The following is a 25,764-nucleotide window of genomic DNA, read 5'->3' as shown; positions in this document are numbered from 1 at the left end:
CTTTCACCGGATACGTTCGGATGAAGCTTGCGGGCCATAAAAATAATGAAAACGCTGAAAACCCAAGTCGCCATCATCGGCGCCGGTCCCTCGGGGCTGCTGCTCGGGCAACTGTTGCACAACGCCGGGATCGAAACCCTGATTCTTGAGCGCCAGACGCCGGATTACGTGCAAGGGCGCATCCGTGCCGGGGTGCTGGAACAAGGCATGGTCGACCTGCTGCGCCAAGCCGGCGTGAGTGCGCGGATGGATGCCGAAGGCCTGGTGCATGAGGGCTTTGAGCTGGCGCTGAATGGGCAACTGACCCATATCGACCTCAAGACGCTGACCGGCGGCAAGACGGTGATGATCTACGGGCAAACCGAAGTCACCCGCGACCTGATGGCCGCGCGCCAGGCCAGCGGCGCGACAACGTTGTATGAAGCCGGCAACGTGCAGCCCCATGATCTGAAGAGCCCGGAGCCGTGGCTGAGCTTCGAACATAAAGGCGAGCATTACCGGCTGGACTGCGACTACATCGCTGGCTGCGATGGTTTTCACGGTGTGGCGCGTCAGTCAATTCCCACCGAGGCATTGAAAGTCTTTGAACGGGTCTATCCGTTTGGCTGGCTGGGCATCCTCGCCGACACCCCGCCGATCCACGATGAACTGGTGTACGCCAAACACGAACGTGGCTTTGCCCTGTGCAGCATGCGTTCACCGACCCGCAGCCGTTATTACCTGCAGGTGCCGGCCGATGAGTCGGTGGACGACTGGTCCGATGAGCGCTTCTGGGATGAACTGAAAACCCGTTTGCCCAACTCACTCACCGAGCAACTGGTGACCGGCCCGTCCATCGAAAAGAGCATCGCGCCGCTGCGCAGTTTTGTGGTGGAGCCGATGCAGTACGGCCGCCTGTTCCTGCTCGGCGACGCCGCCCACATTGTGCCGCCCACCGGCGCCAAGGGTTTGAACCTGGCGGCCAGCGATGTCAGTACCTTGTTCAATATCCTGCTCAAGGTGTATCGCGAGGGCCGAGTGGAATTGCTGGAGAAGTACTCGCAGATTTGCCTGCGGCGGATCTGGAAGGCCGAACGGTTTTCCTGGTGGATGACCTCGATGTTGCATCAGTTTCCTGAGGCAGACGGCTTCAGCCAGCGCATCGCCCAGAGCGAACTGGAATACTTCGTCGACTCAGAAGCCGGTCGTAAAACCATTGCAGAAAATTACGTCGGACTTCCTTACGAGGCTATCGAATAGTCAGCTATCTAGTACACTGACGAGCATTCCCGTGGGCCTTCTTTTCCCGCGGGCCCTTGCTCGCAGGTTCTGCCGTGACCAACCTCAATCAGCCCGCCACACCCGCCGTGCGCAGTGTCCTTGTCGCCTTGATGATGGCGATCTTTCTCGGGGCTTTGGACCAGACCATCGTCGCCGTCTCCATGCCGGCGATTTCCGCCCAGTTCCATGACGTCAACCTGCTGGCCTGGGTGATCTCCGGCTACATGGTGGCAATGACCGTGGCCGTGCCGATCTACGGCAAGCTCGGCGACCTGTACGGGCGCCGGCCAATGATGCTGATCGGCATGGGGCTGTTCACCCTCGCGTCACTGTTCTGCGGCATGGCCCAGAGCATGGAGCAACTGGTGCTGGCGCGGATCCTCCAGGGCATCGGTGCTGGCGGGATGATTTCGGTCAGCCAGGCGATTATCGGCGACATTATTCCGCCCCGTGAGCGCGGGCGCTACCAGGGTTACTTCAGCAGCATGTACGCGGTGGCGAGCGTGGCCGGCCCGGTGTTGGGCGGCTACATGACCGAGTACCTGTCGTGGCGCTGGGTGTTCCTGATCAACCTGCCGCTGGGCGCGGGCGCCTGGTGGGTGGCCCATCGCACGCTGGTGGGGCTGCCGGTGCCGCAACGCAAGCCGGTGATCGACTACCTCGGCACCTTGCTGATGATCGTCGGTTTGACGGCGCTGTTGCTGGGTATCACCGAAATCGGCCAGGGCCATCATTGGCGCGACGATGAAGTGCTGGGGCTGTTGGTCTGTGCCGTGGTGGCGTTGACGGTGTTTGTGTGGCACGAGCGTCGGGCGCGGGAGCCCTTGTTGCCGATGCACCTGTTTGCCAACCGCAGCGCGGTGTTGTGCTGGTGCACGATTTTCTTTACCAGTTTCCAGGCGATTTCCCTGACGGTGCTGATGCCGCTGCGCTACCAGACCGTCACCGGTTCCGGTGCCGACAGTGCCGCCTTGCATTTGCTGCCGCTGGCGATGGGCTTGCCGATGGGGGCGTATTTTGCCGGGCGCATGACCTCGGTGACCGGGCGTTATAAACCGATGATCCTGATTGGCGCCTTCCTGAGCCCGATCGCGATTTTCGGCATGGCGTTGAGTGCGCCTCAGGCGGTGGCGGTCACCAGTCTGTTTATGTTGCTGTGCGGGATTGCCGCCGGGATGCAGTTTCCGACTTCCCTGGTGGGTACGCAGAACTCGGTGGAGCAGCGGGATATCGGGGTGGCGACCAGCACCACCAACCTGTTCCGTTCCCTGGGCGGTGCGGTTGGGGTGGCATGCATGTCGGCGCTGTTGCTGGCGTTGTTGCAGGACTCCAGTTTTGCGCACCTGGCCAGTGGGGCGCTGGTCGCGGAAGGGAGTTCGGGGAATGTGCTGCTGGATGGCTTGAATGCGGCGCCTGGGCCGGCGCAGGATGCCTTGCGGGGGGAGTTGTTGATTACCTTCAGGCATTTGCTGATGGTCAGTGCCGGGGTGTCGTTGTTGGGGTTGGCGGCGGCGATTGCCATGCCTGATCGGGTGTTGCGGGGGCGGGAAGACAAGGCCAAATAGTCGAAAAAATGAAGATTAAATGTGGGAGCGGGCTTGCTCGCGAATGCGGTCTGTCAGTTGATAAATAGGTTGGCTGATACACCGCATTCGCGAGCAAGCCCGCTCCCACATTCGATTGCGTTCCAGCATTTAAATAGCTGACCTTCACGGGCTGTAATACCCCACAGCCACCATGAAATGTCCGGTTTTGCGCAAATACGCATGCTTGTTCTCAACCTTTCCGGTCACCGGATTTTTCCAGCGGTACTTGTATTCCCCCTGATCCTGCTCGGCCATGACCGCCAGGATCGGCTCACCCACCGGCTTCCCGTCGGGATCCTTGATCTTGCTGAAATCCGTATTCACCAACCGCGGAGTCGTGCCATGGGCCACGTAGCGCTGGGTGTCGAGGTCAACCACAAACACATACAAATCGTCCTGTAGAAAACCACCCTGCATGGCGTTGATCGCCTTGAGCGTCCCGGCCGGGTCTTTCTCCAGCGCCTTGACGGCTTTGTTTCGCAGCGCTCTGGCATGTTCCGGCGTCGCCCGCGGCAGGTAGTAGCCAACGGCCAAAATCCGCTGCCCGACGCGCTGGTAATACACATGTTTGCGTTCCACCTTGCCGTCATTCCAGTTCTGCCACCGGTAATCGGCCTGCTGGATGCCACTGCCTTCCGGCACCGCCAACGCCTCCTTGAACGACTTGTTCAGATCCGGCCCCAGTACCTCGGAAACATTGCGCCCGATCAACGCAGAAGAGGGCCCGCCACTCGCCAGCAGCACGCCCTTGGTGTTGACCACGAACACGTAACGGTCCTGGTCGACGAATTCACCCTGGCGGCTGAACGCCGCAAAAGCCTTGTCACCATTCGTCTGGTAATACGCCAAGGCCTTTTCCAGCAAGGCCTTGGCGGCTTGGGCATCCGCCTCCTCAGCGGTGGCGGCGTGCACCTGGCCAACACATAACAGCAGCAGCCAGGTGGCTCGGAGCATTGCCTTCATTACCCGTCCCTCGTTCTTGTTGGTGTGCCAAGAGCGTAGACGGTTTGCCGGCAAATCAGAACGGTTTGGTCGGCAGGTATTTGCCATCCAGGGTGATCACCGCGCGGGAGCCGCCGTCCGGGTCTTCGACCTTCTTGATGTCCAGCTTGAAGTTGATCGCGCTGATGATGCCGTCGCCAAATTGTTCGTGCACCAGGGCCTTGAGGGTCGAACCGTAGACCTGCAGCATTTCATAGAAACGGTACATGGTCGGGTCCGTCGGCACGCCGCCCGGAAAGCTGCCGCGCAGGGGCACGGTTTGCAGCAGGCGGCTGGCGTGCTGGTCGAGGCCAAGCTTGTCGCAGACCACATCGGCAGCGTCCTTGGGCAGCGGATGCTGGCCGAGCAGGGCGGCGGTAACGAACGCCAGGCTCAGGCCGGTGCCGTCGGTGAGGTCCTGCCATGACAGGTTCTTGCGCGCCTTGATGTCGATGACGGTGTCGGCCAGGGCCAGGCGTGGGGATTGGGCGAACTGGGATTGCAACATGGTGATGTCCTCTTGGGTTTGAATAAGGTTCAGGCGGCGTAGGCACGGGTGGCCGGGTGGTCGAGCAGCGACACGAAGCGCCCGCTGCGGCCATCCAGGGCGTCGATGGCGCCGCTTTCGATGTCGTAGACCCAGCCGTGCAGGCTCAGCCGGCCTTGTTCCAGGGCCAGGGCCACGGAAGGGTGGGTCTTGAGGTTGGCCAGTTGGGCGACCACGTTTTCCCGTACCAGCGAGTTCAGCCGGTCGGCATCCGATGCGTGAGTGCGGGCGGCGTTGATCACCTTGGCCGACTCGGCGTGGCGCAGCCAGTTGGCCACGGCGGGCAAGTGGTCGAGGCATTTGCAGGTGGAGATCGCGGTCATGGCACCGCAGTCGGAGTGGCCGCAGATCACGATGTCGCTGACGCCGAGAACGGCTACTGCGTATTCGACGGTGGCCGACACGCCGCCAGGCTCCGGCCCGTAGGACGGGACGATGTTGCCGGCGTTACGGATCACAAACAGGTCACCGGGTTCCTGCTGGGTCAGCAGTTCCGGGACTACGCGGCTGTCGGAACAGGACACGAACAACGTGCCGGGGTTTTGCGTGGTAGCCAGGTGTTTGAACAGGTCGCTGCGTTGAGTGAAGGCTTCACCCTGGAACTTGCGGAAGCCGTCGATGAGATCTTGCATGGTGGTTCTCCTTGCGTCGCTGATGGGGCAAGGATGGAAGTTTTCAGCTATAGCGTCCAAGACCGGCTTATTATGGTTTCTATAAGTCATGCCTATAGTTGGAGCGCCTTCCATGTTGCTGCGTCATATCCGCTACCTGCTGGCCGTTGCCGAGCACCGTAATTTCACCCGGGCGGCGGAGGCGCTGCATGTGTCGCAGCCGACCTTGTCGCAGCAGATCCGGCAACTGGAAGACACTCTCGGTGCGCCACTGCTGGACCGTTCCGGCAGAAGCGTCAGCCTGACCGATGCAGGCGAGGCCTATGTGCGGTTTGCGCGCCTGGCCTTGCAGGATCTGCAGGCCGGCACCCGCGCCATGCATGACGTGCAGGACCTGAGCCGTGGCAGCTTGCGCCTGGCGATGACGCCGACATTTACCGCCTACCTGATCGGGCCGCTGCTGGCACGATTTAACGGGCTGTATCCGGGGATTACAGTGAGTGTCGAGGAGCTGACCCAGGACCGCATGGAGGCGGCACTGACGGAGGATTTGCTGGATATCGGCATCGGTTTTACCGGCGAGCATTTGCCGGATATCGAGTGTGAAGGGGTGTTTGTCGAGGCGTTGAGCGTAGTGGTGAGCGCCGCTCATCCCGGCATTGATCGACAGTCGTGGCTCCAGCAGCCGTTGGTGCTGCTGAATGCCGGCTTCGCCACGCGTCGCTATATCGATGAGTATTTTCGCAGCCAGGCGGTGAAACCGCTGATCACCATGGAGGCCAATTCCATCAGCGCGATTATCGAAATCGTACGAAATACGCAGTTGGCGACCATCCTGCCCAGCGCGATTGCCCAGGTGCAGCCGGGGTTGCAGGCGGTGCCGCTGAGCCCGCCGTTGCCGCAACGCACGGCGGCGTTGCTCAGCCGCAAGGGAGGCTATCGCAGTGCGGCGTGCAGGGCGTTTGTCGAGCTGGTCAGGGCGCAGCCAGCCACTGATTGATGATGCCGTCGTACACGCCGGTCACCGTGCTCAAGTGCAGCCACTGGTCCACATAACTCTTCCATGCGACATCATCGCGGGGCAGCAGGAACGCTTTTTCGCTGTACTGCATGTACCGCTCGGGATTCACCGCGCACAGTCCCGGCTTGAGCTTCTGCTGATACCGCGCCTCGCTGGCGTCGGTGATCATCACGTCCGCCTTGTTCGCCAGCAGTTCCTCGAAAATCGTCACGTTATCCGGGAACAGCGTCAGTTGTGCCTTGCCCAAATGCGCCCGCGCAAATACTTCATTGGTGCCGCCCGCAGGCTCGATCACGCGTACCTGCGGCTGATTGATCTGCTCCACCGTCTGATAGCGCTGCACATCGGCGCAACGCACCAGCGGGATCTTGCCGTCGACGCCCAATGGTTGGCTGAAAAACGCCTTTTTCTGCCGCTCCAGGGACACTGAAATACCACCCACCGCAATATCACAGCGCTGGGCCAGGAAGTCCGGCATCAGGGTTTTCCAGGTGGTCGGCACCCACTTCACCTGCACCCCAAGGCTCTTGGCCAGGGACTGGGCCATCGAAATGTCGATGCCTTCGTAGCTGCCGTCCGGACGTAAATAGCTGTAGGGCTTGTAGTCGCCGGTGGTACAGACGCTCATTTCGCCGCGCTGGAGCACTTCATCCAGGCGCGACGCAGGGCTGTCGGCCAGGGCCTGGGCAGACAGGCCGGCCAGCAGGGAAAGGGTCAGCAATGCTTTCATGCGGTCGGGTCCTTGGGCATGGGCAGGGCCGCCATTATTTGCAAATGTTTAGCCACGGCACAACCAAACTCCATCAAGACTGGATTTAACGGCTTAACCTCGCGTGTGAGGCTGCCCGGCATCTCTTTACTGTGAATCCCGCATGGACGGTTCCCCCGACACACACCCTGAGACATCGCCAGGCGCCACCGCGTCCAGCCGTCCGGATGGTCGTCGAGTCACCGCTGATGCCCTCCCTTCCGAACTCGCCTTCTGGGCGCTCTGGCACTGCCGCCACGCGCGCCCACCGGACACCTTTCTCCTACGTTGATTTGCCCGAATGGATGCCCCGCGCATCTGCCCGGCAGCGCCCGCGCGCCTGCCTGACGCGAACGTATGAGAATGCCCATGAGCACGCCCTTTGCCACCCTGCACGAAGCCCAGTCCTTTCTTGAGCAGAACCCGGATATCGAGATGTTCGAGCTGTTCATCCTCGACAACAACGGTGTGCCTCGCGGCAAACTGCTGCACCGCGATGAACTGCTGGCGGTCTATGAAAGTGGCCGGCCGCTGCCGAGTACCATCCTCGGCCTGACCATCAATGGCGACGACGTGGAGAACTCCGGGCTGGTCTGGGAAGTCGGTGATATCGACTGCCGCGCCTACCCGGTCAGCGGCAGTTTGCAGCGCATGCCGTGGCGCCTGATCCCGACGGCAGCAGTGCAAGTCAGCATGCACCCCACCGAAGGCATGCCTGCTACCGTGGCCGATCCCCGGCACCTGCTGGCCAGGGTGATTGACGACCTCAAGGCCGACGGCTATTACCCGGTGATGGCGGCGGAGCTGGAGTTCTATTTGCTCGACCAGAAACCCGACAGCAACGGCCGCCCGCAACCGGCGCGGGATGTCGACGGCGGGCGCCCGCGCTCGACCCAGGTCTACGGCCTGCGGGAGCTGGAGCAGATCGAACCGTTCCTCGCCGACCTCTACAGCGCCTGCAAACTCCAGGGCATCCCGGCGCGCACGGCGATTTCCGAATACGCCCCGGGCCAGGTGGAAATCACCCTGGAACATCGCAGCGATGCCCTGCAAGCCATGGACGAGGCGGTGCGTTACAAGCGCCTGGTCAAGGGCGTAGCCCACAAGCACGGGATGACCGCGTGTTTCATGGCCAAGCCGTTTGACGATCTGGCCGGCACCGGCATGCACATGCACGTCAGCCTGGCCGACCGCGACGGCAATAACCTGTTTGCCAGCGAAGCGCCCGACGGCACGCCGCTGTTGCGCCACGCGGTGGGCGGCATGCTCAGCACCTTGCTCGACTCGTTGCTGATGTTCTGCCCCAACGCCAACTCCTATCGACGCTTCCAGACCAACAGCTACGCGCCGCTGGCCGCGACCTGGGGCGTGGACAACCGCACCGTCACACTGCGGGTGCCCGGCGGACCGGCGTTTTCCCGGCATATCGAACACCGTATCTGCGGCGCCGACGCCAACCCGTACCTCGCGGCGGCCGCGATTCTGGCCGGTATCCACCGGGGCATCCGCGAACAGCGCGACCCCGGCGCGCCGGTGGAAGGCAACGGTTATGCCCAGGCCAAGGAGTTGCTGCCCACCGATTGGCTGACCACCTTGCGTGCGCTTGAAGGCTCGGTTTGGGCGCGTGAGGCGTTCGGCGGCGAATTCCTCGGCGTGTACCTGGCGGTCAAGCGGGCCGAATACCGTCAGTTCATGGGCGAGGTGGGCGAGCAGGATTGGCGCTGGTATCTGCACCAGGCCTGAAGATGAAGGCGCTGATCACAGACAGTTAACAGACAGGCAGCGGGCTGGATACTGGTTCTGCATTAACGGCGAACAATCCTTCGACCTTTTTTTCACGAGACGGTGGTTAAGCTGCGAATGTCTGATCCATTAACAGAGTCGTGTGATGCCGTCGCAACCGCCGTCTTCCATCGAGATTGAATTTGCCGAACGCGCTGGCCAGCAGCATGCCCTGGTCTGCGCCGACACGCGTCCGCCGGGGCTGTTGCGGCGCCTGGGGTTGTGGCGCGATGAGCAATTGGTGCGCCGTGCACTGAAGATCGCCGGCGAGCCAGGGCTGATTCTCGACCTGGCGTGCGGCTCCGGGCGCTTTTGGCCGGTGCTGGCCGAGCACAGCAACCGGGTGATCCTGGCGTCGGACAATTCCCAGGACATGCTCGACCACGCACGTACCCACCACGCGCCGGGCTTGCTCAAGCGGATCAAGACCTTCCAGGGCTCGGCATTTTCCATCGGCCTTTCGGCCAACGCGGTGGACTGCATTTTTTGCCTGGAGTTGTTTCGCCATGTGCCAACGGCAGAAGGGCGCCTGGCCCTGCTCGGTGAGTTTCATCGGGTAAGCCGCGACACGGTAATTGTTTCGGTCAACAGCGACAGCGGCTACCGGGCGTTGCAGCCTGGCCCGGCGGCAGTTGCCAGCCACCGGGCGCAAGTGGAGGCGGAGTTTCGCCTGGCGGGTTTCAAGGTCCTCGGTCAACAGGAGTTCATGCCCGGCTCAGCCATGTGGCGGGTGTATGTCCTGCGTAAGAGAGGATAAGTACCGACTGTCGGACTATTCTTCAGCTCCTATAAGAGTTTTCATGGCGGATGCTGTACTGCGAATGCTCGCAACTCCCTTTCGCGATATATACTGCGCGCCATTCTTCAAGGGAGAGCCGTGTGGCCATCGATATTCACTGGATCTGCGACAACGATAGCCTCGGCCAGCACTGCGCCGAATGGCAGCAGTTGCCATTCGTCGCCCTCGACACCGAATTCATGCGGGTCGACACTTTTTATCCCATTGCCGGGCTGATCCAGATCGGTGATGGCGTGCGCGCTTACCTGATCGACCCCCTGACCATCGACAACTGGCAACCCCTGGCCGCCTTGCTGGAGAACCCGGCGGTGATCAAGGTGGTACACGCGTGCAGCGAAGACCTGGAAGTGTTGCTGCGCCTGACCGGCAGCCTGCCGGTGCCGTTGTTCGACACGCAACTGGCGGCGGCCTACCTGAACCTCGGTTTCTCCATGGGCTATTCGCGGTTGGTGCAAGCCGTCCTCGATATCGAGTTGCCCAAGGGCGAGACCCGCTCCGACTGGTTGCAGCGGCCATTGTCCGAGACGCAAATCAGCTACGCCGCCGAAGACGCGGTGCACCTGGCAGAAGTCTACACACGCCTGCGCCCGAAGCTTTCCGACGACAAATACGCCTGGGTCCTGGAAGACGGTGCCGAACTGGTGGCCAACCTGCGCCGCGAAGTCGACCCGTACGAGGTTTACCGCGACGCCAAGCTCGCCTGGAAACTCTCCCGCGCCCAGCTCGCCGTATTGCGCGAACTGTGCGCCTGGCGCGAACAGCAAGCCCGTGCCCGTGACCTGCCGCGCAACCGGATCATCCGTGAGCACTCGTTATGGCCCCTGGCCAAATCCCAGCCGGATAACCTCGCCGCGCTGGGCAAGATCGAAGACATGCACCCGCGCACCGTGCGCCAGGACGGCGAGTTCCTGCTGGGCCTGATCAAGCGCGCCGGCAGCGTGCCCATGGACCAGTGGCCACCGGCGGTTGCCGAGCCATTGCCGGTGGACGCCGCCACGCTGATCAAGCAACTGCGCGCCCTGGGCCAGGCCGAGGCCGAACGCCTGGACATGGCGCCGGAACTGATGCTGCGCAAGAAAACCCTTGAAGCCCTGGTCAAGAGCGGCTATCCCGAGGGGCCTTACCAATTGCCAGATTCGCTGCGTGGCTGGCGCCGCGAACTGATGGGCCAGGCGCTGCTGGACAGCCTGGCCACTGCCGGAGAACAGCCTTGAAACGTATCTGCTCCATCTATCGCAGCCTCAAACGAAACGAGATGTACCTCTACGTGCTGAAAAGCGATGCACTGGAGCGTGTGCCGGAAAGTCTGCTGGCCGCCTTCGGCAAGCCGCACCACGCCTTCGACCTGGTGCTGAGCCCGGAGCGCAAGCTGTCCCGCGAGGACATCACCGTGGTTCTGGAGAACCTCGAAAAGCAGGGTTACCACCTGCAAATGCCGCCGGCCGAGGACGAGTACATCGAACACTTGCCCGAAGAGCTGCTGCGACGCAATGACCCGATGTGATCGGTCAGTGCCCCGTCCGGGGCACATCATCTATGGAATTCAATTTTTGGCGGCGGCCGCACGGTACAGTGAACTGGACCGGCGGCCGCCTGCAGTGTTTTTGAAAGGTTTGAACCATGCGCGTTCTGATTGCTGAACACGATCACCCGCTGTACGCCCGGCTGCTGCGCGAAGCGGCGCCGGACCTTGAGGTCATGACCAGCGGCGACTCCGCCGAATTGTCGCGCCTGGCGGCCGATTGCCCGGTGTGGCTGGGCCAGCCGGATCTTCTGGCCACCTTGCTGCGCCAGGGGCACCAGCCACAATGGCTGCAATCCACCTGGGCCGGCATTACGCCGCTGCTGGCCGACGGCCTGCCGCGGGATTACCGCCTGACCCGCGCCGTGGGCATTTTTGGCCAGGTGATGGCCGAATACGTGCTGACTTACATGCTTGGCCATGAGCGTGAAGTGCTGGCGCGGCTGGTCAGCCAGGTCGAGCGCAAGTGGGATAACCGCATGGGCCAGAGCCTGGCGGGGCGCAAAGTGCTGATCGTCGGTACCGGTGATATCGGCCGCAGCGTTGCGCAATTCCTGCAGCCGTTTGGCGTTGAGCTGTACGGCATTGCCAGTGAGGCCCGTGAGCAGGCGCCGTTTGTCGAAGTTGCCGGGCTCGACGCGTTGCCGCGCCTGGTGGGTGAGGTGGACTACGTGGTCAACCTGCTGCCTAACACACCGAACACCCACGATTTGTACAATGCGGCGCTGTTCAAGCAATTCAAGCCGACCGGGTTGTTCATCAACGTCGGGCGCGGCGTGGCGGTGGTCGATGCAGACCTGGTGGAAGCGTTGAAGGAAGGCCATCTGGCCGGCGCGGTGATTGACGTTTGCCGTCAGGAACCATTGCCCCAGCGCCATCCGTTCTGGACCGCCTGGGGGTTGCTGTTGACCGGGCACAGCTCGGCGCCGACTTCGCCGGGGATGATGGTGCAATTATTTGTCGAGAATTTGCGCGCGTACCAGGCGCAGGAAACGTTGCGCGGCGAAGTGAGTTTCGAGCGCGGTTACTGACAGCGCGAAGGCCCGGCAACGCGTGTTGCCGGGCGCTTACAAATTTCTGCAAACACTAATCAGATGTTCGTTTCGCAGGCCGTATGTGAGGCTCGTACCCCTCTCCAGATGGGTACATTCTCATGTTGAATGCTGGCACTGTGTCTCTCCCTCCACGGGTAACTCCGCAACTTTCCCTGCTTTCTACCGAGCCGGCGGAGCTCCCTCTATTGCCCTCTGCTCTGGGTGCTACGGCCGATCGCGATACGCAGGCCCTCGCCCCAGTCCCCCGGCAATCCGGTCTCACCGCGGCGTTGGGCGACCGCGAGAATCTGCGGACACTGGGCCAGAAGCTCAACGAAATCGCCAGCCGTCTTGGCGTGAATGCCAGCCCTCAAGCGGTGCTGGCCGCGCTGCAAACGACACCGATGCAAATACACCCCGACTCGTCCTACCCGACCCAGGCGGGTAAAGCGGCGACGGTAGAGACCTTTCTCGGAAGTATCGGCTTGGGGTTGCCCACCAATCATTTTCAGCTGACCGGTCATGCCCATGCGGTGAGTGACAGGGCACTGGAGCATCCGCTCGGCAATTTTGGCGGCGGGTTGTCCTGGCCTGTTCCCATGAGCGCCGCTGAACAGCGCAGAGTACTGGCGGCGGCTACCGACCATGGCAGCCAGAACCCCAATGCACCGCACATCGGCGCAAGCGTGGGTGTACTGGAATATCTGAACGCGAACCAGCCGTTGTCGGGCGAGGCATTGGCTGATCCTGCCAAGGCACTCGAAACCCTCGTCAGCTCCACCCGCGGGCAGGCACTGGGGCAAGCCATACAGGACCAGCTTGGGGGCGCCGCCTCCGAGACCAGCGTGAACGAGTACGCACTGAGTGCGATCCATCTGCTGCTTGACCCGGAGTCCATCACGGCGCCGCACCGTAACCGCGTGGCGGGTTTCGACCTCGCCCAACAAGCCCGTTGGGGCAAGCCGGCTTCGACAGTGCTCGAGCGCCTGAGCACTTACCTGCACGAAAATCACAAGACCAGTCCCGAGATGGCCAAGGCCGGCGCCTATTTGTTACTGGCACGAAAGGCGCCCGAGTTTTTGATCAAGGACATCCCCGACCGCGTGACCTACGGCAGCCCGGCCTGGGTAAGCCTCGCGGTCGCAGCGGCGGCCATAGAGGCGCAGTTCCCCGGAAAGGTGGCGCACATGACCTTTGCCCAAGTCATGTCCAGCGCGGAAAACGCGATCCTGACGAATCGAGCCGCCGCCGAACATGCACAAAAGGCGGCATTGGTGGACTGGGCCGTGGTCAACGGGATCGTCACATGCCAGCCAGGTGATTGTTACAGCGACGATGAGATAGACCGTGCAAGGACGGCATTCAACGCACAACTGAAGTCGCCGCTTGCGGCTACCGGTTTGTTGGAAGCCGAGATTCCAAGCCGTAAAGACATTGCGTTGGCCCATTTGAAGGAGCGGTTTGGCGAACACGTACCTTTTGAAGAGAATCGACTGAAGGTCGTTGACTCGAAACAACCGTCAGCCCAACCACTTTATGATCCGAACCGGGCGCCCGGCGGGCTTTTCTCGTTGTTGGACATCGCCATGAGCGGACTTGGCCAATACCCATGGGAAACCAGGGACCCGAGCATTGCCGAGGCAATCAAAGGCAAGAGCCTGGATTTCAGCGTGAACAAAATCTTCAACGAAGAATTTGAACAAGCAATCACTTCTCGCCAGCAAGGGGTTCGCAGCGTCATCAAGCACCTTGTCGCAACACTGCCCTTGGTTGACCGGGAAAACCTGGAGTTTGCAAAGCTCGAGTTTTTTCAGAAAAACACTTATGAACTGGGCCTCGACTTCACCTCTAAAAAACGGCAGGGCGCGGAAAACAAACTGTGGGTCAAGGCCACCGGAAGGAATGGCAACACTGTTTATGAAATTGATTTGAACGCAGGTGCAATCAAGTCGGTGCCGGCCTCGGAGTTAACAACAAAACGCGAGCGGCAGGCCAACAAGGAGTTCAAGACGGAGCCCTTCAAGCCCAAGACCGTGAGCGAGGCTGCCCTTGGCCAAAAGAGCCAGGACGGCTTGTCAACGCCGCCCCTCAGTTTTTCCAGTGCGCGAACCCAGCACATTGCCGATGCCTTTGTTGAGCATCTTGATCTCGACAGTGATGACATAAAAACCTATGCCCGGGGTGTCACCTCATTCGATAAACAAATGGCAACCGAGTGGAACGTCACCCACTTTTTTCTTGACCTGATTCCGCTCAGGTCAGCCATCGTGAATTTTTCCAGGGGTAACCACCTGGAAGGGGCCAGTGACCTGGCGCTGGATGTCTTTGGTTTTGTCACGGCGGGCGCGGGTGTGGCGGCGAAAGTCACGAAGGCGGGGGCCAAGGTCGCGAGCGCCGCCGCCAAGGCCATTCAAGTGGCAAAAGTCATCGGTGTGGCTGCCATTCAAGCATTCAACCCATTGGATGGCTTCGGCGAACTGGTCGCGGGCGGTGCCCGGTTGCTGGGCAAAGGCGCCAACTTTGTATGCGCCACGGGTGCAGAGGTGGTCAACAAGCTTAGGGGCGCGAGCGGCAGCTATGACCTGTTGAAGGCTGCCAGTAAACACTATGACGCAGCAGCGACGGGTACCTTCAAGGTCGCCGGGCAAAGCGTTGATGGAGGCGCGGTACTCCAGAACGGTCGATGGTATGCGTTTGATGTGGACAGGATGCGGCCTTACGGCAGCCCTCTTGAAGGCTTCACCGCAAAAACGAGTGCGATGGATGGGGCGATCATCACCACGCCTGCCGAGCCGGGCAGCGCCCTGAACAACCGGTTGCTTGGCGACTACAGCGTGGCCGAATCGAAAATAGCCGGGCTTGCGCGCAACAGTCAGGGGATCTATGTGGCGGCGGACGGTCACTTGTCCCACATCCGCCATACCGATACTGCCGGCAACACTGCGGTCTACGAAGTGCGGCAAGTGACTCGCACCGCCGACGGTGCCGTACAGGCGCAGATTTATCACAACAACCGGCAAACGCCGCTGCTGGTGCAGCACCTTCAGGGGGACCAATGGCAGCGCCTGGGGGCACGCGGCGGTAACCCGCCTTCTGTGGCATCAGACCTGGGGCCGGAAATTGGCGGGGGCGGTGAGGGGACGATCTACGACAGTCTCGACGGGAAAAGTGTCTATAAGGACTATGGCCCTTCATCCATGACTTCTGCCGACGACTTTGTCGATAACGAGACCCTGTGCCTGAACAGCTATTACGGTGACGGCTTTGCAACCACGATATTTGAAAATGGTCGCCGTTATTTGAAAATGGGCAAGCTGGACGGGGTGGATGTAAATACCCTGGCAAGGGGAAGTTTGCCCCCAGAGGCCAGGCTTTTACTGGATGACGCATTTCGGCGCATGGAACAGAAAAATCTTTACCACAACGATCTGCAGTTAAGTAATTTCCTGTATTCAGCGAGGGATAATAAAATCTATCCAGTGGACTTGAACGCAAACGGTCTTGAAGACATGACACCGTTTCTCGCCAGTATGTACAAGCGTGATCGAGACGAGCTGCGCAGGGCCTATTACGCGCTGATCGCCAAGGCGTAGCTGCACTTGTGGCGGGTGTACCCTGCTGTGATCGCAGCAGCAGGGTTTTGACGTGACCGTCAACGACTGCCAGAGCGTGTTCAGTCCTGGTGGTTGAAGTCGCCTTCGGACACCAGCTCGTTCAATGGACGACGCGGGCTCGGGGTTTCCCGGGCTTGCAGGTAGTCGGCCAGGGTCGATTTGTCGCCGAGCTTGCCAATCGCCACCGCAGCGTGCAGGGCGTAACCTTCAGGAATCTTCAGTTCCTTGCGGGTCAGTTCCTGGTCGAAACCGGCCATGCCGTGGGTGTGCCAGCCGCTGAGGCTGGCTTGCAGCGCCAGGTGGCCCCAGGCCGAGCCGGTGTCAAAGGTGTGCCACAGGGCCGGGGTTTCTTCGGTGGCACCAGGCACGGCAAAGGTCGTCTTCGACGCGACGATCACCAGGGCCGAGGCATGCTGCGCCCAGCCACGGTTGAATTCGTTCAGCAGGCCCAGGAAACGTTCCCAGTTCGGCGTGTCGCGGCGCGCATAGAGAAAACGCCATGGCTGCGAGTTGTAGGCCGAAGGTGACCAGCGCGCGGCTTCGAAGAAGCTCAACAGGGTGTCCACCGGGATGCTTTCGCCGGTGAAGGCGCGCGGCGACCAGCGGTCGGTGAATTGTGGGTGGATCGGATAGTCGGCGACGCGTGGGTTGCTGCTCATTGGGCTGATCCTGATGAAAAACCGGGGTTCAAAACTACTTCGCCGCCGGGTGGCTGACAAGTCTTGTTCTACCGACAGTCGTAAGCGCTTGGCCCCGGGGGCCATGGGCACTAGACTGGCGGCCTTTTAACATACCGATATTGATGTAGAGCCATGGCCGCCAAAGTCGAACCTTTCTGGATCCGCAAAACCCTCGAACAACTCGACCAGGACGAGTGGGAGTCGTTGTGCGACGGCTGCGGCCTGTGCTGCCTGCAAAAGCTCGAGGATGAAGACGACAACAGCGTCTACTACACGCGCATCGCCTGCAAACTGCTGGACCTGAAAACCTGCCAGTGCACCGATTACCCCAACCGTCGCGCCTCGGTGCCCGATTGCATCCAGCTCACTCCGGGCCAGGCCGACCAGTTCAAATGGCTGCCGCCCACCTGCGGTTACCGGCTGGTCAGCGAGCGCAAGGATTTGCCGCTGTGGCACCACCTGGTCTGCGGCGATCGCGACGCTGTGCACCAGGAACGCATTTCCCAGTCCGGGCGCATGCTCAGCGAAGGCAGCGTGCCCGAGGATGACTGGGAGGATTACCTGATTTTTCGTGCAGGCTGAGAAGGAGTGTGTATGACGGTTGGAGCCAGGCTGGCGGCGAGCCTGCTGTTGTTGGTATTGAGTGCGCCGGCGTGGGCGGCGAAGAAAGTTGACCTGGACTATCACGTCAAGCTGTTGCCCCAAAGTGATCAGGCAGAAGTGCGCCTGAGCCTGTCCCAAGGCTCGGCGGTGCGCAGCCTCAACTTCGACCTGGGCCGCGACGGCGACTACAGCGACTTCAAGGCCGATGGCCAGTGGCAAGTGTTGCCGGGCAATACCCCGGGTGACAGCCGCGGCCTGTGGCAACCGAGTGCCGACAAGGCCAGCCTGACCTACCGTGTACGCCTCACCCACGCGCGCAAGAAAGGCGTCTATGAAGCGCGGATGACCCCGAGTTGGGCGCTGTTTCGCGGCGAGGACCTGGTGCCCACTGCACGTCTGGATCAACAGGACGGCATTGAACTGGTGTCGCGCCTGGTGTTTGAACTGCCTGCCGGCTGGAAAAGCGTCGAGACGTCCTGGCCGCGCATCGGCAAGAACAAATTCCGCATCGATAACGTTTCCCGCCTGTTTGACCGGCCCACCGGCTGGATGCTCGCGGGTACGCTGGGCAGTCGCAGGATGCGCCTGGGGGAAACCGAAATCACCGTGGCGTCGCCCAAAGGGCAAGGCATGCATCGCATGGATGTGCTGACCTTGCTGACGTTTGTCTGGCCGCAAGTGCAAGCGGCATTCCCACGGCACCCGGCGAAATTGCTGGTGGTGGGCGCCAGTGACCCGATGAGGCGCGGTGCGTATTCGGCGCGGGACTCGATTTACCTCAACAGCCGAACGCCGTTGGTCAGCGAGAACGGTAGCAGCCCGTTGATCCGTGAAGTGGTGCAGGCTATCGGCCGCTTCAACGACCACCAGGGCAGCGATTGGATCAGCGAGGGCTTGGCGCAGTACTACGCCATTGAGCTGATGCGCCGCGCAGGGGGGATCAGCGACGATCGTTATGCCGCCCTGCAGGCCCGGCTGGCCAGCGAAGGCAAGGACGTGACCACTCTGCGGGTCGAGCACGCCAGTAGCGCGACCGTCTCACGAGCGGTGGTGTTGTTGCAGGAGCTGGACCGCGAGATTCGTGTGAAAACCCACAACAAGCGTTCGCTGGATGATTTGACCCAGGCGGTGATGCGCCTGAACAGCATCAGCACCAAGGAATTCGTGCAGCTGGGGGAGAGCATTATTGGCGAGTCGTCGGTAGTACTCGATACCAAACTGCTGCATTGAAACCAAGGTGGGAGCGGGCTTGCTCGCGAAAGCGGTGTATCAGAAACACAGTCAGTGACTGACACTCCGCTTTCGCGAGCAAGCCCGCTCCCACTTTTGATCGGGGTTAACCCACAGTTTTGCTGGCGTTTTCAGCCGCCACTTCAGCCTTGGTCTTGAGGTTTTTCAGTTCCTCACCGGCGCGTTCGATCTTGGTTCGCACGCTGTTCATTTCCTGGCGGCTGCGCTCCAGCAACTCTTTCGCCGAGCTATGCCCGCTGATCCCGCGTGCCAGCGCTACGCCGCCAATCGCCACCTGGATCAAACCGAAAAAGCCGCCACGGCGCAGGCCTTTGCCCATCATCACCACACCGCCAGCCAGGGAGCCGATGCGTTCCCAGCCCTGGACGTTTTGCGTGGGTTGGGGCTCGAACGGGGTGGACCGGATAACGGGTCGCAGGGTTTTGCTGTCGCTCATGATCTGTCTCCAACAAGGGCTGATTGATATGCAGCTGACTGCACACAGGCCGCGGATGTTCCCAAAAAATCAGTATTTGGGGCCCGAACGGGTGTTGTTGCCCTTGGCCAGACGGTCGTAAAGCACCACGTTGACGGTGGCGGCGAGGTTCATGCAACCGGTGGTCGGGATGTAGATCACGTCTTCACACCAGTCGCGAATCTCTTTGTCGAGGGAGCCGTCTTCCGGACCGAAGATATACAGCGCACGGTCCGGATGGGTGTATTCGGGGAGAGGGCGGGCGCCTTCCACCAGCTCGACGGCGACGGGGATGCAGCCCAGGGGCAGGATCTTTTTCAGGTCGTCGATACCGATCAGCGGAATGTCGTGGTGGACCTTCTTGGTGTCGGTAATAAAGTCCCGGGCCCGCTCATAGCGCTTGCCGGTGTAGAACACCGAGGCCACGCCGTAGCAGCCGGCGGCGCGCATCACCGAGCCGACGTTTTCGGGGGATTTGGGGTTGTACAGACCGATGCAGCTGTAGCGTTTATTGCCCACGGGAAAGGGTGCCTTCGAGAAAAACCGCGATTATACGGCCTCGGGCTAATGCATTGCTTGGGCGATCGCTATCGCGGGCAAGCCCGGCTCCCACATTTGGAATGCAATCCCTTGTGGGAGCCGGGCTTGCCCGCGATGAGGCCGTCACATTCAGCGAAGATACTCAGTCGTCTTTCTTCATCAACCCGGCCAACGCCGCAAACGGGTTGTGCGTCGCCTTGGCGATCGTCGGGCTGCTGGTGGAGCCTTCGCCGAAATACTGCTGGTCGGTATAACGCGAGTGTTCGTTGTCGTGGCAATACAGGCACAGCAACTCCCAGTTGGAGCCGTCCTGGGGGTTGTCGTCATGGTTGTGGTTGCGGTGGTGCACGGTCAGTTCGCTCAGGCGCTTGCCGGCGAATTCACGGGCGCAGCGGCCACACACGTGGGGGTACATCTTCAGGGCTTTGTCGCGGTAGCCCATTTCCCGGTCGCGCTGGGCATCGGCGAGGATGCGGTCCAGCTTGGCGGTGTGGGAGGGCGGGTTGGTCGAGCTCATCATGGCTCCTGTCTTTTAGTGGATCACGGATAGCGTTGATTCTAGCTGCTTGCGGGCTAATAAACCTCCGGCTTTTTCAGGCGCGGTCATGCCGGTGAGGGGGATTGTTTGTAGTATCGACGAACTGAATTCATAAGGAGCGGTACTCATGCGGATGCATTCATGGTTGTGGGCGCTGCTGTTGTGCGCCGTCAGTGTTCAGGTCCAGGCGTTTTCCACGCCCCAGCCAGGCCAGGTGATCAATGTGGCGCTGGAGCAGCTCCATCCGACCCAGGCCGTCATCGGTTTTGATCAGATTCATTACAAGCTGGGGGTATTTGCCGAGTCGCCCAAAAAAGTGTTCGACGAATATTGTGAAACCAACGGCCAGGGCGGTGTCGACAAGGTGCCTGAAGATGCCGATCTGCATAAGCCGGGCAGCTTCACCTGCAAAGACCCGGTAGGCGCTCACGTGGCGGACATGAAAACCGTGGTGGTCGGCCCCGCTGGCCAGTTGTACCTCACTGACGGCCACCACTCGTTCAGTACCTTGTGGGAGCAGCCAGGTGCCGGCGCCAAACTGAAGATGTGGGTGCGGGTCACCGATAACTTCAGCGACAGTCCCGACCTGGCGACTTTCTGGAAACGCATGGAGCAGGGCCGCAAGGTCTGGCTCAAGGACGGCCAGGGCAAGACCATCACGCCTGAGCAAATTCCGGCACACCTGGGCTTCAAGGACCTCGGCGACGATATGTTCCGCAGCCTGGTTTACTTCTCCCGCAAGGCGTCCTACGGCAAGCCGACCTCTGGTGAGGTGGTGCCGGAATTCCTGGAGTTTTACTGGGGAGGATGGTTGCGCACGCAGATTGACCTCGGCGCGTTCAACCTGAACAAGCAAGGCGGGTATGAAAAGGCAATCGAGGCGGTAGCCAAGCGCATGGTCAGCCTGGCGCCCGAGGCACCGGTAGGGGACAGCGGCTTCAGCGCCCGGCAGTTGGGCGGCTTCACGTCACTTGACCGCAAAGAACTGAACGATACGTTCAAGAAGAAAGTGCCCTACGTTATCGACAGTAGAAGTAACTAAGTGACGAACCGGCAGGGGCGGCCTTGTGCTGTTTCTGTCGGGCGTATAACGGCTTAATATACAGTAAAGATCCGGAAAATATCGATTTAAATGCCGTGGGGCATTTAATTGGCTTCAGGGTGATAAAGTGTTGGACTAACTTTGCCAGTTTGTTTAATGTGGCGCCTCTTGGCCTACTGCCGTTAGTGTGTTCTGTGGTGGCGTCAGGTAGTCAATACGTCAGGTCTTTCCTGGCGACTGTCAGTTTCCCGCAAGCCGGGCTTTCCTTTCACGATATCAACCGCCGTGGTTGACGTTGTGGCGTTTCAAATCAGAAGCGCTCATCCAGAGCGTACTGCTTCCAATAACCGAAGTCGGGTGGTTGAAGTGTCTGATGATCGTCGTGCAAATAATAAAAAATCAACGCGTTACCCTGTTGTTATAACTTGAAGATTCGGGATAGGTGTCCTGTGCAAGTTGTAAGTTTATGGTGCCCGTTAATAAACTTCTGATGTTCATCTCACTGACATTCACACTGCGTGAATGCAACGGCCTGCTTCAATTGAATACATGCAATTTTTTGTAGAGGCTGTTGTGTCTAAAGGCGTTGTTCTGGCGGTTTCCGCTTCCTTCCTGTTTGGTGTGCTGTATTTCTTTACCTCCCTTCTTGAACCCTTGAATGGCCAGCAGATATTTGGCTGGCGAATGCTCATCTCCTTGCCCTTCATGACGTTGCTGCTGTGCCTGTCCGGGGATTGGAAGTGGGTGCCGTTGATCTACAAGCGTCTGCGGGAGAAACCCGCGTTGCTGCCCTGTGTCGTGCTCACCAGTGCCCTGGTGGGTGTGCAGTTGTGGATCTTCATGTGGGCGCCCCTCAATGGCCACGGCCTGGATGTGTCGCTGGGCTATTTCCTGTTACCGCTGACCATGGTCATCACCGGGCGCATCGTTTACGGCGAACGCCTTTCCCATCTGCAAAAAATTGCCGCAGCGCTGGCGGCGGTGGGCGTGGCCAACGAGCTGTATCGCACGGGCGGGTTCTCCTGGACCACCCTGGTGGTGTGCGTCGGTTATCCGCTGTATTTCGTAGTGCGCAGGCGTTGTGGCACCGACAACCTCGGCGGGCTGTGGCTGGACATGATGCTGATGATTCCGGTCGCGCTGTGGTTCGTCCTCGGTAGTGAGCCCATCAACGAGACCCTGGCGCAGCGCCCGGCGCTCTATTGGCTGGTGCCACTCATGGGGTTGGTCAGCGCGGCGGCGGGTTATTCCTACATCCTGGCCAGCCGGCTGTTGCCGTTCAGCCTGTTCGGTTTGCTCAGTTACGCGGAACCGGTGCTGCTGGTGGCCGTGTCGCTGATGCTGGGAGACGCCCTCAAGCCGGGCCAATGGATGACCTACCTGCCGATCTGGCTGGCGGTGGTGGTGTTGGTGCTGGAAGGCTTGAGGCATTTGAATCGACTGCGCCGGTCGATCTGACTTCAACCCACGCAGTTAATGCTTAGCCCTTGAGCTTTTCAGCAATCCAGATGGTATGCCGCGTGCCCTTGTTGCCATGGGCAAACACTTGCACTTCCTCGGCCTTGAAGCCGGCCTTGCGCAGTTTGTCGCTGAACTGCTTGTCGGCGCTGGCCGACCATACCGCCAGCACGCCCTTGGGCCGTAGCGCCTTGGCGCAGGCGCTTAGGCCACCGGCGGAATACAGCCAGCTGTTGGCTTTTTGCGTCAGGCCTTCGGGGCCGTTGTCGACGTCCAGCATGATCGCGTCAAACCCCTGGGGCTCGGCCTGCAGCACCTTGGCCACGTCTTCCAGACGGATCACGGTGCGCGGGTCCAGCAGCGGGCGGCCGGACTTTTCCCCCAGGGGCCCGCGATTCCACTCGACCACGCCGGGCACCAGCTCGGCAACCACCACTTCGGCAGTCTTGCCCAAATGCTTGAGCGCTGCCGCCAGGGTAAAACCCATGCCCAGGCCGCCAATCAACACCCTGGAGCCGGGCCGACCGGCGACTTTGCGGCACGGAATCTCCGCCAGCGCATCCTCGGAACCGTGCATGCGCGTGTTCATCAACTGGCCACCGTCACCGCCCTGAATCTTGATGACAAAATCCTCACCGTATTCGAACAGGCACAAGGCACCGCCGTTGTCGGGGATCGGAGTGGTGTCCAGCAGAACGAAACGTTTCATGGAAATCTCATTGGGAAGGGCATTCTTGCGCGGTTGGGAGTAGCCTTACGACTTTACGGTCAGGCCATGGAGCCATCGATGAAGTGCAGCATTCTAACGGTCATTGTGTGGAGCGCGCTCGCCCTTGGCGGTGTGGCCCAGGCTCAGGAGTCGCAAACCGTGCCGATTACCCCCGCGCCCACGGCGGGTTCACCGGGTACTGCAACGCCCACGCCTTACCCGCAAGTCACGCCACCGGCAACGCCAAAGGCGGCCGGCAGCGGTGAGCCATTGTTGGCGCCGATCGTGCTGCCCGCGCCGCCGAAGGACCAGACGATCCCCGGCTTGCAGCAAAACGACATCAAGCCCAAGACCCCAGGCGGCTAAAACTGCTGGGACAGCAATTGCCCGTCCGCCATGCGCAGGCGCCTGGACAGGGCGATAGCAATTGCACGAATGATCTTGGCCGCGATTTTCGGTGCCTCATTGAGCATTTTTTCCAGGGAATCCTTGCCCAGGTTCAACAGCACGCAATCGCTGGCTGCCACACAGCTGGCGGAGCGGCGCTCGCCGTCCAGCACAGCCATCTCGCCAAAGGTCCGCCCGCTGCGCAAGGTGGCGATAGTCAGGCGCTGGCCTGCATGGTTGGTCTTCTGCACCGCCACCTGGCCTGAGTGAATGATGCACATGAAGGTGCCCGCGTCGCCCTCGAGAAAAATCACCTCATCGCGGGCGATGCTGCTGATGTTGAAATAGCCCGCCGCTATGTGGAAGTCTTCCGGCAGCAACGGGTCGAACAGGCCGCAATCCATCAGCATGTCGCGGATTTCGTTATTGAGTAAGGTCGGTTCTGGCATGAGGCTTACAGTCTTTGTCCATAAATCGTGCAGGGCGCGCCCGGCGGTCAGGTGTTCAGACCCGCCCGCCAGGCGGAGTTCCTTAAATCAGCCCCAGCGCCTTGAAAACAAATGCATATTCGAGTGCTACGTCACGTAATCCCTGATAACGCCCACTCATGCCGCCATGGCCTGCGCCCAGTTCGGTCTTGAGCAGCAACAGGTTGTCGTCGGTCTTGGTGTCCCGCAGCTTGGCCACCCACTTGGCCGCTTCCCAATATTGCACGCGACTGTCGTTGTAGCCGGCGATCACCAGCATGGCCGGGTAGGCCTGGGCGCTGACGTTTTCGTACGGCGCGTAAGCCTTGATCCGCTCATACACCTCCGGCTCTTCAGGGTTACCCCATTCGTCGTATTCGGTGATGGTCAGCGGCAACTCGGGGTCGAGCATGGTGTTGAGCACATCGACGAACGGCACTTCGGCAATCGCCGCCTGGAACAGCTCCGGGCGTTGATTGAGCACCGCGCCGATCAACAGGCCACCGGCGCTGCCGCCGCTGATGGCCAGTTGCTTGGAGGTGGTCAGGCCCTGGGCGATCAAGTGTTCGGCGCACGCGATAAAGTCGCTGAAGGTGTTTTGCTTGTGCTCCTGCTTGCCGCCGCGATACCAGGCCTCACCCAGTTCGCCACCGCCGCGTACATGGGCAATGGCGAAGGCCACGCCACGGTCCAGCAGGCTCAGGCGGGCGTGGGAGAACCACGGGTCGAGGCTGTGGCCGTAGGCGCCGTAGCCGTACAGATACAGGGGCGTCGGCTTACCCGACTGATCGCGTCGGACGACAAGACTGATCGGCACCTGAGTGCCATCGGCCGACGTTGCCCACAGGCGTTGGCTGACGTAGTCGTCGGCGTTGAACACGCCCAGCACCGGGGTTTCCTTGAGCACTTGTTGTGCGCCGCCGGCCAGTTCCAGCTGACGAACCTGGGCCGGGCGGTTCAGCGCCTCATAGCGCAGGCGGATCTTGTCGCTGGCAAATTCCAGGCTGTTTTGCACATAGAGGCTGTAGGCCGCGTCCGGTAACTCCACGCGATAAGCGGCTTGCCCCTGTGGGTGCACTTCGATGATCGGCAGGCCGCCGATCCGCAGGCTCAGGGTCATGGCCCGGGCATTGAGGCTTACGCCATCGAGCATTACCGCGTCGTCGTGGGGGATCAGGTTCAGCCAGTCGTCCTGGGTCGGCACACTGCCGGTGTCGGCCGCCTGGAACAGCGCAAAGTTGATGCCGTCACGGTTGCTGCGGATAAACCAGGTCCACTGGTCGTCCAGCTTGCCGTGGTCGACGTCATATTCATGGCCCTCGACCCGTGGCGCCATGCAGGTAAACGCCTGCTGCGGCTTTTCGGCGTCCAGGGCCCAGATCTCGCTGGTGGTCTTGCTGCCCAGGGCCAGCAGCAACTGACGCTCGGAGCTGGAGCGGTAGCAGTGCAGGAAGAAACGTCCGTCAGGCTCGTGGAACACTTCTTCGGCGGCAGTGCCGTCCAGGCGATAGCGATACAGCTTGTGCGGGCGATGGGTGTCGTCCAGTTCGGTGAAGAACAGGGTCAGGCTGTCGTTGGCCCAGGTCATGCTGCCATCGCAGTCTTCAAACTCCAGTTCGCTGACCTTGCCGGTGGCCAATTCCTTCACGTAGAGGGTGTAGATCTCTTCGCCGCTGGTATCCAGGCTGTAGGCCAGGCGCTGGTGGTCCGGGCTGATGCTGAAGGCGCCGAGGGAGAAAAAGCCGCCATTGGCCAGTACGTTCGGGTCCAGCAGCAGCTCTTCCGCGCTTTCGTCGACCTGTTGGCTGTCGTCCGCCGGGCGCGGGCAGCGGTAGTGGCGGGCGTATTCGTCGCCGGCGGTGGTGCGGGTGTAATACAGGTACGGGCCCCAGGGCGAGGGCAGGGACAGGTCGGTTTCGAGAATGCGGCCCTTGATCTCCTCGAACAGGGTCTCGCGCAGCGCCTGCTGGTCGGACAATTGTGCTTCTTGCCAGGCATTTTCCGCCTTGAGGTAATCGAGCACCTCGGCGCTGTCACGCGCTTGCAGCCAGGCATACGGGTCGGTGCCTGGGGCCTTGCGGGCGATCGGGGCGGCAGTGATGTGGGTCGATGGGGGCATGGATCACTCTC

25 protein-coding genes are annotated in these 25,764 nt (G+C 61.0%); 14 read left to right on the top strand and 11 right to left on the bottom strand.

Translation table 11 applies throughout. The features are described from left to right. Window positions 1-54 precede the first annotated feature (54 nt). Entirely contained in the window at window positions 55-1,239 is a 1,185-nt protein-coding gene (gene pobA / locus HX824_RS19600) for a 4-hydroxybenzoate 3-monooxygenase (RefSeq protein ID WP_177035912.1), read from the top strand. Between the two features lie 74 nt (window positions 1,240-1,313). Further along, on the top strand, window positions 1,314-2,825 hold the full coding sequence (locus HX824_RS19595) for an MDR family MFS transporter (RefSeq protein WP_102604253.1): 1,512 nt from the start codon (window positions 1,314-1,316) through the stop codon (window positions 2,823-2,825). A gap of 144 nt (window positions 2,826-2,969) precedes the next feature. On the opposite strand, the gene HX824_RS19590 is transcribed toward HX824_RS19595, so the two are convergent. The 3 genes from HX824_RS19590 to HX824_RS19580 are packed head-to-tail and all read right to left on the bottom strand — an operon-like array spanning window position 2,970 to window position 5,006. After that, the gene (locus HX824_RS19590) at window positions 2,970-3,809 is read right to left on the bottom strand and encodes a cache domain-containing protein (protein ID WP_032899696.1); all 840 of its coding nucleotides are present in this window, start codon (window positions 3,807-3,809) and stop codon (window positions 2,970-2,972) included. Window positions 3,810-3,864: 55 nt separating this feature from the next. Further along, complete coding sequence (cynS, locus tag HX824_RS19585) at window positions 3,865-4,335, bottom strand: cyanase (protein WP_177054953.1); 471 nt, start codon at window positions 4,333-4,335, stop codon at window positions 3,865-3,867. A gap of 29 nt (window positions 4,336-4,364) precedes the next feature. Continuing rightward, window positions 4,365-5,006 (bottom strand): carbonic anhydrase, encoded by a 642-nt coding sequence (locus HX824_RS19580; RefSeq protein WP_087692575.1) that lies wholly within the window; start codon window positions 5,004-5,006, stop codon window positions 4,365-4,367. A 112-nt stretch (window positions 5,007-5,118) separates the two neighbouring features. Here HX824_RS19580 and cynR point away from each other — a divergent pair, with 112 nt between their 5' ends. Beyond that, entirely contained in the window at window positions 5,119-5,985 is an 867-nt protein-coding gene (gene cynR, locus HX824_RS19575) for a transcriptional regulator CynR (protein WP_008437920.1), read from the top strand. On the opposite strand, the gene HX824_RS19570 is transcribed toward cynR, so the two are convergent. Continuing rightward, window positions 5,960-6,736, bottom strand: a complete 777-nt coding sequence (locus HX824_RS19570) for a transporter substrate-binding domain-containing protein (protein ID WP_008437921.1) — start codon at window positions 6,734-6,736, stop codon at window positions 5,960-5,962. The two genes, cynR and HX824_RS19570, sit on opposite strands and share 26 nt — an antisense overlap. 387 nt (window positions 6,737-7,123) lie before the next feature. Between HX824_RS19570 and HX824_RS19565 the strand changes: the two genes are divergently transcribed. The 6 genes from HX824_RS19565 to HX824_RS19540 all read left to right on the top strand — a co-directional run bounded on the left by HX824_RS19565 (window position 7,124) and on the right by HX824_RS19540 (window position 15,484). After that, on the top strand, window positions 7,124-8,497 hold the full coding sequence (locus tag HX824_RS19565) for a glutamine synthetase family protein (RefSeq protein ID WP_003210664.1): 1,374 nt from the start codon (window positions 7,124-7,126) through the stop codon (window positions 8,495-8,497). 145 nt (window positions 8,498-8,642) lie between these two features. Next, a complete protein-coding gene (locus tag HX824_RS19560) occupies window positions 8,643-9,293 on the top strand; it encodes a class I SAM-dependent methyltransferase (protein ID WP_003210665.1) in 651 nt (216 codons plus the stop codon). A gap of 122 nt (window positions 9,294-9,415) precedes the next feature. Next, entirely contained in the window at window positions 9,416-10,549 is a 1,134-nt protein-coding gene (gene rnd / locus HX824_RS19555; RefSeq protein WP_003210666.1) for a ribonuclease D, read from the top strand. Further along, window positions 10,546-10,839 carry a YcgL domain-containing protein gene (locus HX824_RS19550; protein ID WP_003210667.1) on the top strand — a complete coding sequence of 98 codons (294 nt, stop codon included), beginning with the start codon at window positions 10,546-10,548 and terminating at the stop codon, window positions 10,837-10,839. Before rnd ends, HX824_RS19550 begins: the two co-directional genes overlap by 4 nt. Before the next feature lie 116 nt (window positions 10,840-10,955). After that, a complete protein-coding gene (locus HX824_RS19545; RefSeq protein ID WP_003210668.1) occupies window positions 10,956-11,888 on the top strand; it encodes a D-2-hydroxyacid dehydrogenase in 933 nt (310 codons plus the stop codon). 209 nt (window positions 11,889-12,097) lie between these two features. Further along, the gene (locus HX824_RS19540; RefSeq protein WP_256347034.1) at window positions 12,098-15,484 is read left to right on the top strand and encodes a hypothetical protein; all 3,387 of its coding nucleotides are present in this window, start codon (window positions 12,098-12,100) and stop codon (window positions 15,482-15,484) included. An 80-nt stretch (window positions 15,485-15,564) separates the two neighbouring features. Here the strand turns inward: HX824_RS19540 and HX824_RS19535 are convergent, their stop codons facing one another. After that, window positions 15,565-16,164 carry a nitroreductase family protein gene (locus HX824_RS19535; RefSeq protein ID WP_008437924.1) on the bottom strand — a complete coding sequence of 200 codons (600 nt, stop codon included), beginning with the start codon at window positions 16,162-16,164 and terminating at the stop codon, window positions 15,565-15,567. A 153-nt stretch (window positions 16,165-16,317) separates the two neighbouring features. On the opposite strand from HX824_RS19535, the gene HX824_RS19530 reads away from it, so the two are divergent. Then, window positions 16,318-16,767: a YcgN family cysteine cluster protein gene (locus HX824_RS19530; RefSeq protein ID WP_003210671.1), complete on the top strand. Its 450-nt coding sequence runs from the start codon at window positions 16,318-16,320 to the stop codon at window positions 16,765-16,767. 12 nt (window positions 16,768-16,779) lie between these two features. Continuing rightward, the gene (locus tag HX824_RS19525; RefSeq protein ID WP_087692570.1) at window positions 16,780-18,018 is read left to right on the top strand and encodes a hypothetical protein; all 1,239 of its coding nucleotides are present in this window, start codon (window positions 16,780-16,782) and stop codon (window positions 18,016-18,018) included. 106 nt (window positions 18,019-18,124) lie between these two features. On the opposite strand, the gene HX824_RS19520 is transcribed toward HX824_RS19525, so the two are convergent. The 3 genes from HX824_RS19520 to HX824_RS19510 form a co-directional block, all read right to left on the bottom strand. Next, the gene (locus HX824_RS19520; protein WP_003210673.1) at window positions 18,125-18,475 is read right to left on the bottom strand and encodes a DUF2892 domain-containing protein; all 351 of its coding nucleotides are present in this window, start codon (window positions 18,473-18,475) and stop codon (window positions 18,125-18,127) included. Between the two features lie 69 nt (window positions 18,476-18,544). Then, the gene (locus HX824_RS19515; RefSeq protein ID WP_003210674.1) at window positions 18,545-19,012 is read right to left on the bottom strand and encodes an RNA methyltransferase; all 468 of its coding nucleotides are present in this window, start codon (window positions 19,010-19,012) and stop codon (window positions 18,545-18,547) included. A gap of 163 nt (window positions 19,013-19,175) precedes the next feature. Then, window positions 19,176-19,550, bottom strand: coding sequence for a YajD family HNH nuclease (locus HX824_RS19510; protein WP_003210675.1), 375 nt, complete (start codon window positions 19,548-19,550; stop codon window positions 19,176-19,178). A gap of 148 nt (window positions 19,551-19,698) precedes the next feature. Here HX824_RS19510 and HX824_RS19505 point away from each other — a divergent pair, with 148 nt between their 5' ends. Then, window positions 19,699-20,613 carry a ParB/Srx family N-terminal domain-containing protein gene (locus HX824_RS19505; protein ID WP_008437929.1) on the top strand — a complete coding sequence of 305 codons (915 nt, stop codon included), beginning with the start codon at window positions 19,699-19,701 and terminating at the stop codon, window positions 20,611-20,613. Window positions 20,614-21,186: 573 nt separating this feature from the next. Further along, window positions 21,187-22,071, top strand: coding sequence for an EamA family transporter RarD (rarD, locus tag HX824_RS19500; protein WP_032899734.1), 885 nt, complete (start codon window positions 21,187-21,189; stop codon window positions 22,069-22,071). 22 nt (window positions 22,072-22,093) lie between these two features. On the opposite strand, the gene HX824_RS19495 is transcribed toward rarD, so the two are convergent. After that, window positions 22,094-22,780 carry a spermidine synthase gene (locus tag HX824_RS19495; protein WP_003210678.1) on the bottom strand — a complete coding sequence of 229 codons (687 nt, stop codon included), beginning with the start codon at window positions 22,778-22,780 and terminating at the stop codon, window positions 22,094-22,096. 78 nt (window positions 22,781-22,858) lie between these two features. Here HX824_RS19495 and HX824_RS19490 point away from each other — a divergent pair, with 78 nt between their 5' ends. Beyond that, window positions 22,859-23,146: a hypothetical protein gene (locus HX824_RS19490; protein ID WP_003210679.1), complete on the top strand. Its 288-nt coding sequence runs from the start codon at window positions 22,859-22,861 to the stop codon at window positions 23,144-23,146. On the opposite strand, the gene HX824_RS19485 is transcribed toward HX824_RS19490, so the two are convergent. Beyond that, on the bottom strand, window positions 23,143-23,616 hold the full coding sequence (locus HX824_RS19485; protein WP_177054951.1) for a cyclic nucleotide-binding domain-containing protein: 474 nt from the start codon (window positions 23,614-23,616) through the stop codon (window positions 23,143-23,145). The two genes, HX824_RS19490 and HX824_RS19485, sit on opposite strands and share 4 nt — an antisense overlap. 82 nt (window positions 23,617-23,698) lie before the next feature. Further along, window positions 23,699-25,753, bottom strand: a complete 2,055-nt coding sequence (locus HX824_RS19480; RefSeq protein ID WP_177054950.1) for a S9 family peptidase — start codon at window positions 25,751-25,753, stop codon at window positions 23,699-23,701. Between the last annotated feature and the right edge of the window lie 11 nt (window positions 25,754-25,764).

It is taken from the genome of Pseudomonas sp. D4002, from assembly GCF_013385665.1.
Classification (GTDB): Bacteria; Pseudomonadota; Gammaproteobacteria; order Pseudomonadales; family Pseudomonadaceae; genus Aquipseudomonas.
This window is presented reverse-complemented; position numbering and strand designations above follow the sequence as displayed.

Excerpts from the sequence above, each read along its gene's own strand:
- HX824_RS19505 (WP_008437929.1), top strand. The coding sequence starts at position 19,699 with ATGCGGATGCATTCATGGTTGTGGGCGCTGCTGTTGTGCGCCGTCAGT.
- HX824_RS19490 (WP_003210679.1), top strand. The coding sequence starts at position 22,859 with ATGAAGTGCAGCATTCTAACGGTCATTGTGTGGAGCGCGCTCGCCCTT.
- HX824_RS19520 (WP_003210673.1), bottom strand. The coding sequence starts at position 18,475 with ATGAGCGACAGCAAAACCCTGCGACCCGTTATCCGGTCCACCCCGTTC.
- cynS (WP_177054953.1), bottom strand. The coding sequence starts at position 4,335 with ATGTTGCAATCCCAGTTCGCCCAATCCCCACGCCTGGCCCTGGCCGAC.
- HX824_RS19545 (WP_003210668.1), top strand. The coding sequence starts at position 10,956 with ATGCGCGTTCTGATTGCTGAACACGATCACCCGCTGTACGCCCGGCTG.
- HX824_RS19485 (WP_177054951.1), bottom strand. The coding sequence starts at position 23,616 with ATGCCAGAACCGACCTTACTCAATAACGAAATCCGCGACATGCTGATG.
- cynR (WP_008437920.1), top strand. The coding sequence starts at position 5,119 with ATGTTGCTGCGTCATATCCGCTACCTGCTGGCCGTTGCCGAGCACCGT.
- HX824_RS19565 (WP_003210664.1), top strand. The coding sequence starts at position 7,124 with ATGAGCACGCCCTTTGCCACCCTGCACGAAGCCCAGTCCTTTCTTGAG.
- HX824_RS19480 (WP_177054950.1), bottom strand. The coding sequence starts at position 25,753 with ATGCCCCCATCGACCCACATCACTGCCGCCCCGATCGCCCGCAAGGCC.
- HX824_RS19495 (WP_003210678.1), bottom strand. The coding sequence starts at position 22,780 with ATGAAACGTTTCGTTCTGCTGGACACCACTCCGATCCCCGACAACGGC.
- HX824_RS19590 (WP_032899696.1), bottom strand. The coding sequence starts at position 3,809 with ATGAAGGCAATGCTCCGAGCCACCTGGCTGCTGCTGTTATGTGTTGGC.
- HX824_RS19560 (WP_003210665.1), top strand. The coding sequence starts at position 8,643 with ATGCCGTCGCAACCGCCGTCTTCCATCGAGATTGAATTTGCCGAACGC.
- HX824_RS19530 (WP_003210671.1), top strand. The coding sequence starts at position 16,318 with ATGGCCGCCAAAGTCGAACCTTTCTGGATCCGCAAAACCCTCGAACAA.
- HX824_RS19525 (WP_087692570.1), top strand. The coding sequence starts at position 16,780 with ATGACGGTTGGAGCCAGGCTGGCGGCGAGCCTGCTGTTGTTGGTATTG.
- HX824_RS19535 (WP_008437924.1), bottom strand. The coding sequence starts at position 16,164 with ATGAGCAGCAACCCACGCGTCGCCGACTATCCGATCCACCCACAATTC.
- HX824_RS19570 (WP_008437921.1), bottom strand. The coding sequence starts at position 6,736 with ATGAAAGCATTGCTGACCCTTTCCCTGCTGGCCGGCCTGTCTGCCCAG.
- HX824_RS19580 (WP_087692575.1), bottom strand. The coding sequence starts at position 5,006 with ATGCAAGATCTCATCGACGGCTTCCGCAAGTTCCAGGGTGAAGCCTTC.
- HX824_RS19510 (WP_003210675.1), bottom strand. The coding sequence starts at position 19,550 with ATGAGCTCGACCAACCCGCCCTCCCACACCGCCAAGCTGGACCGCATC.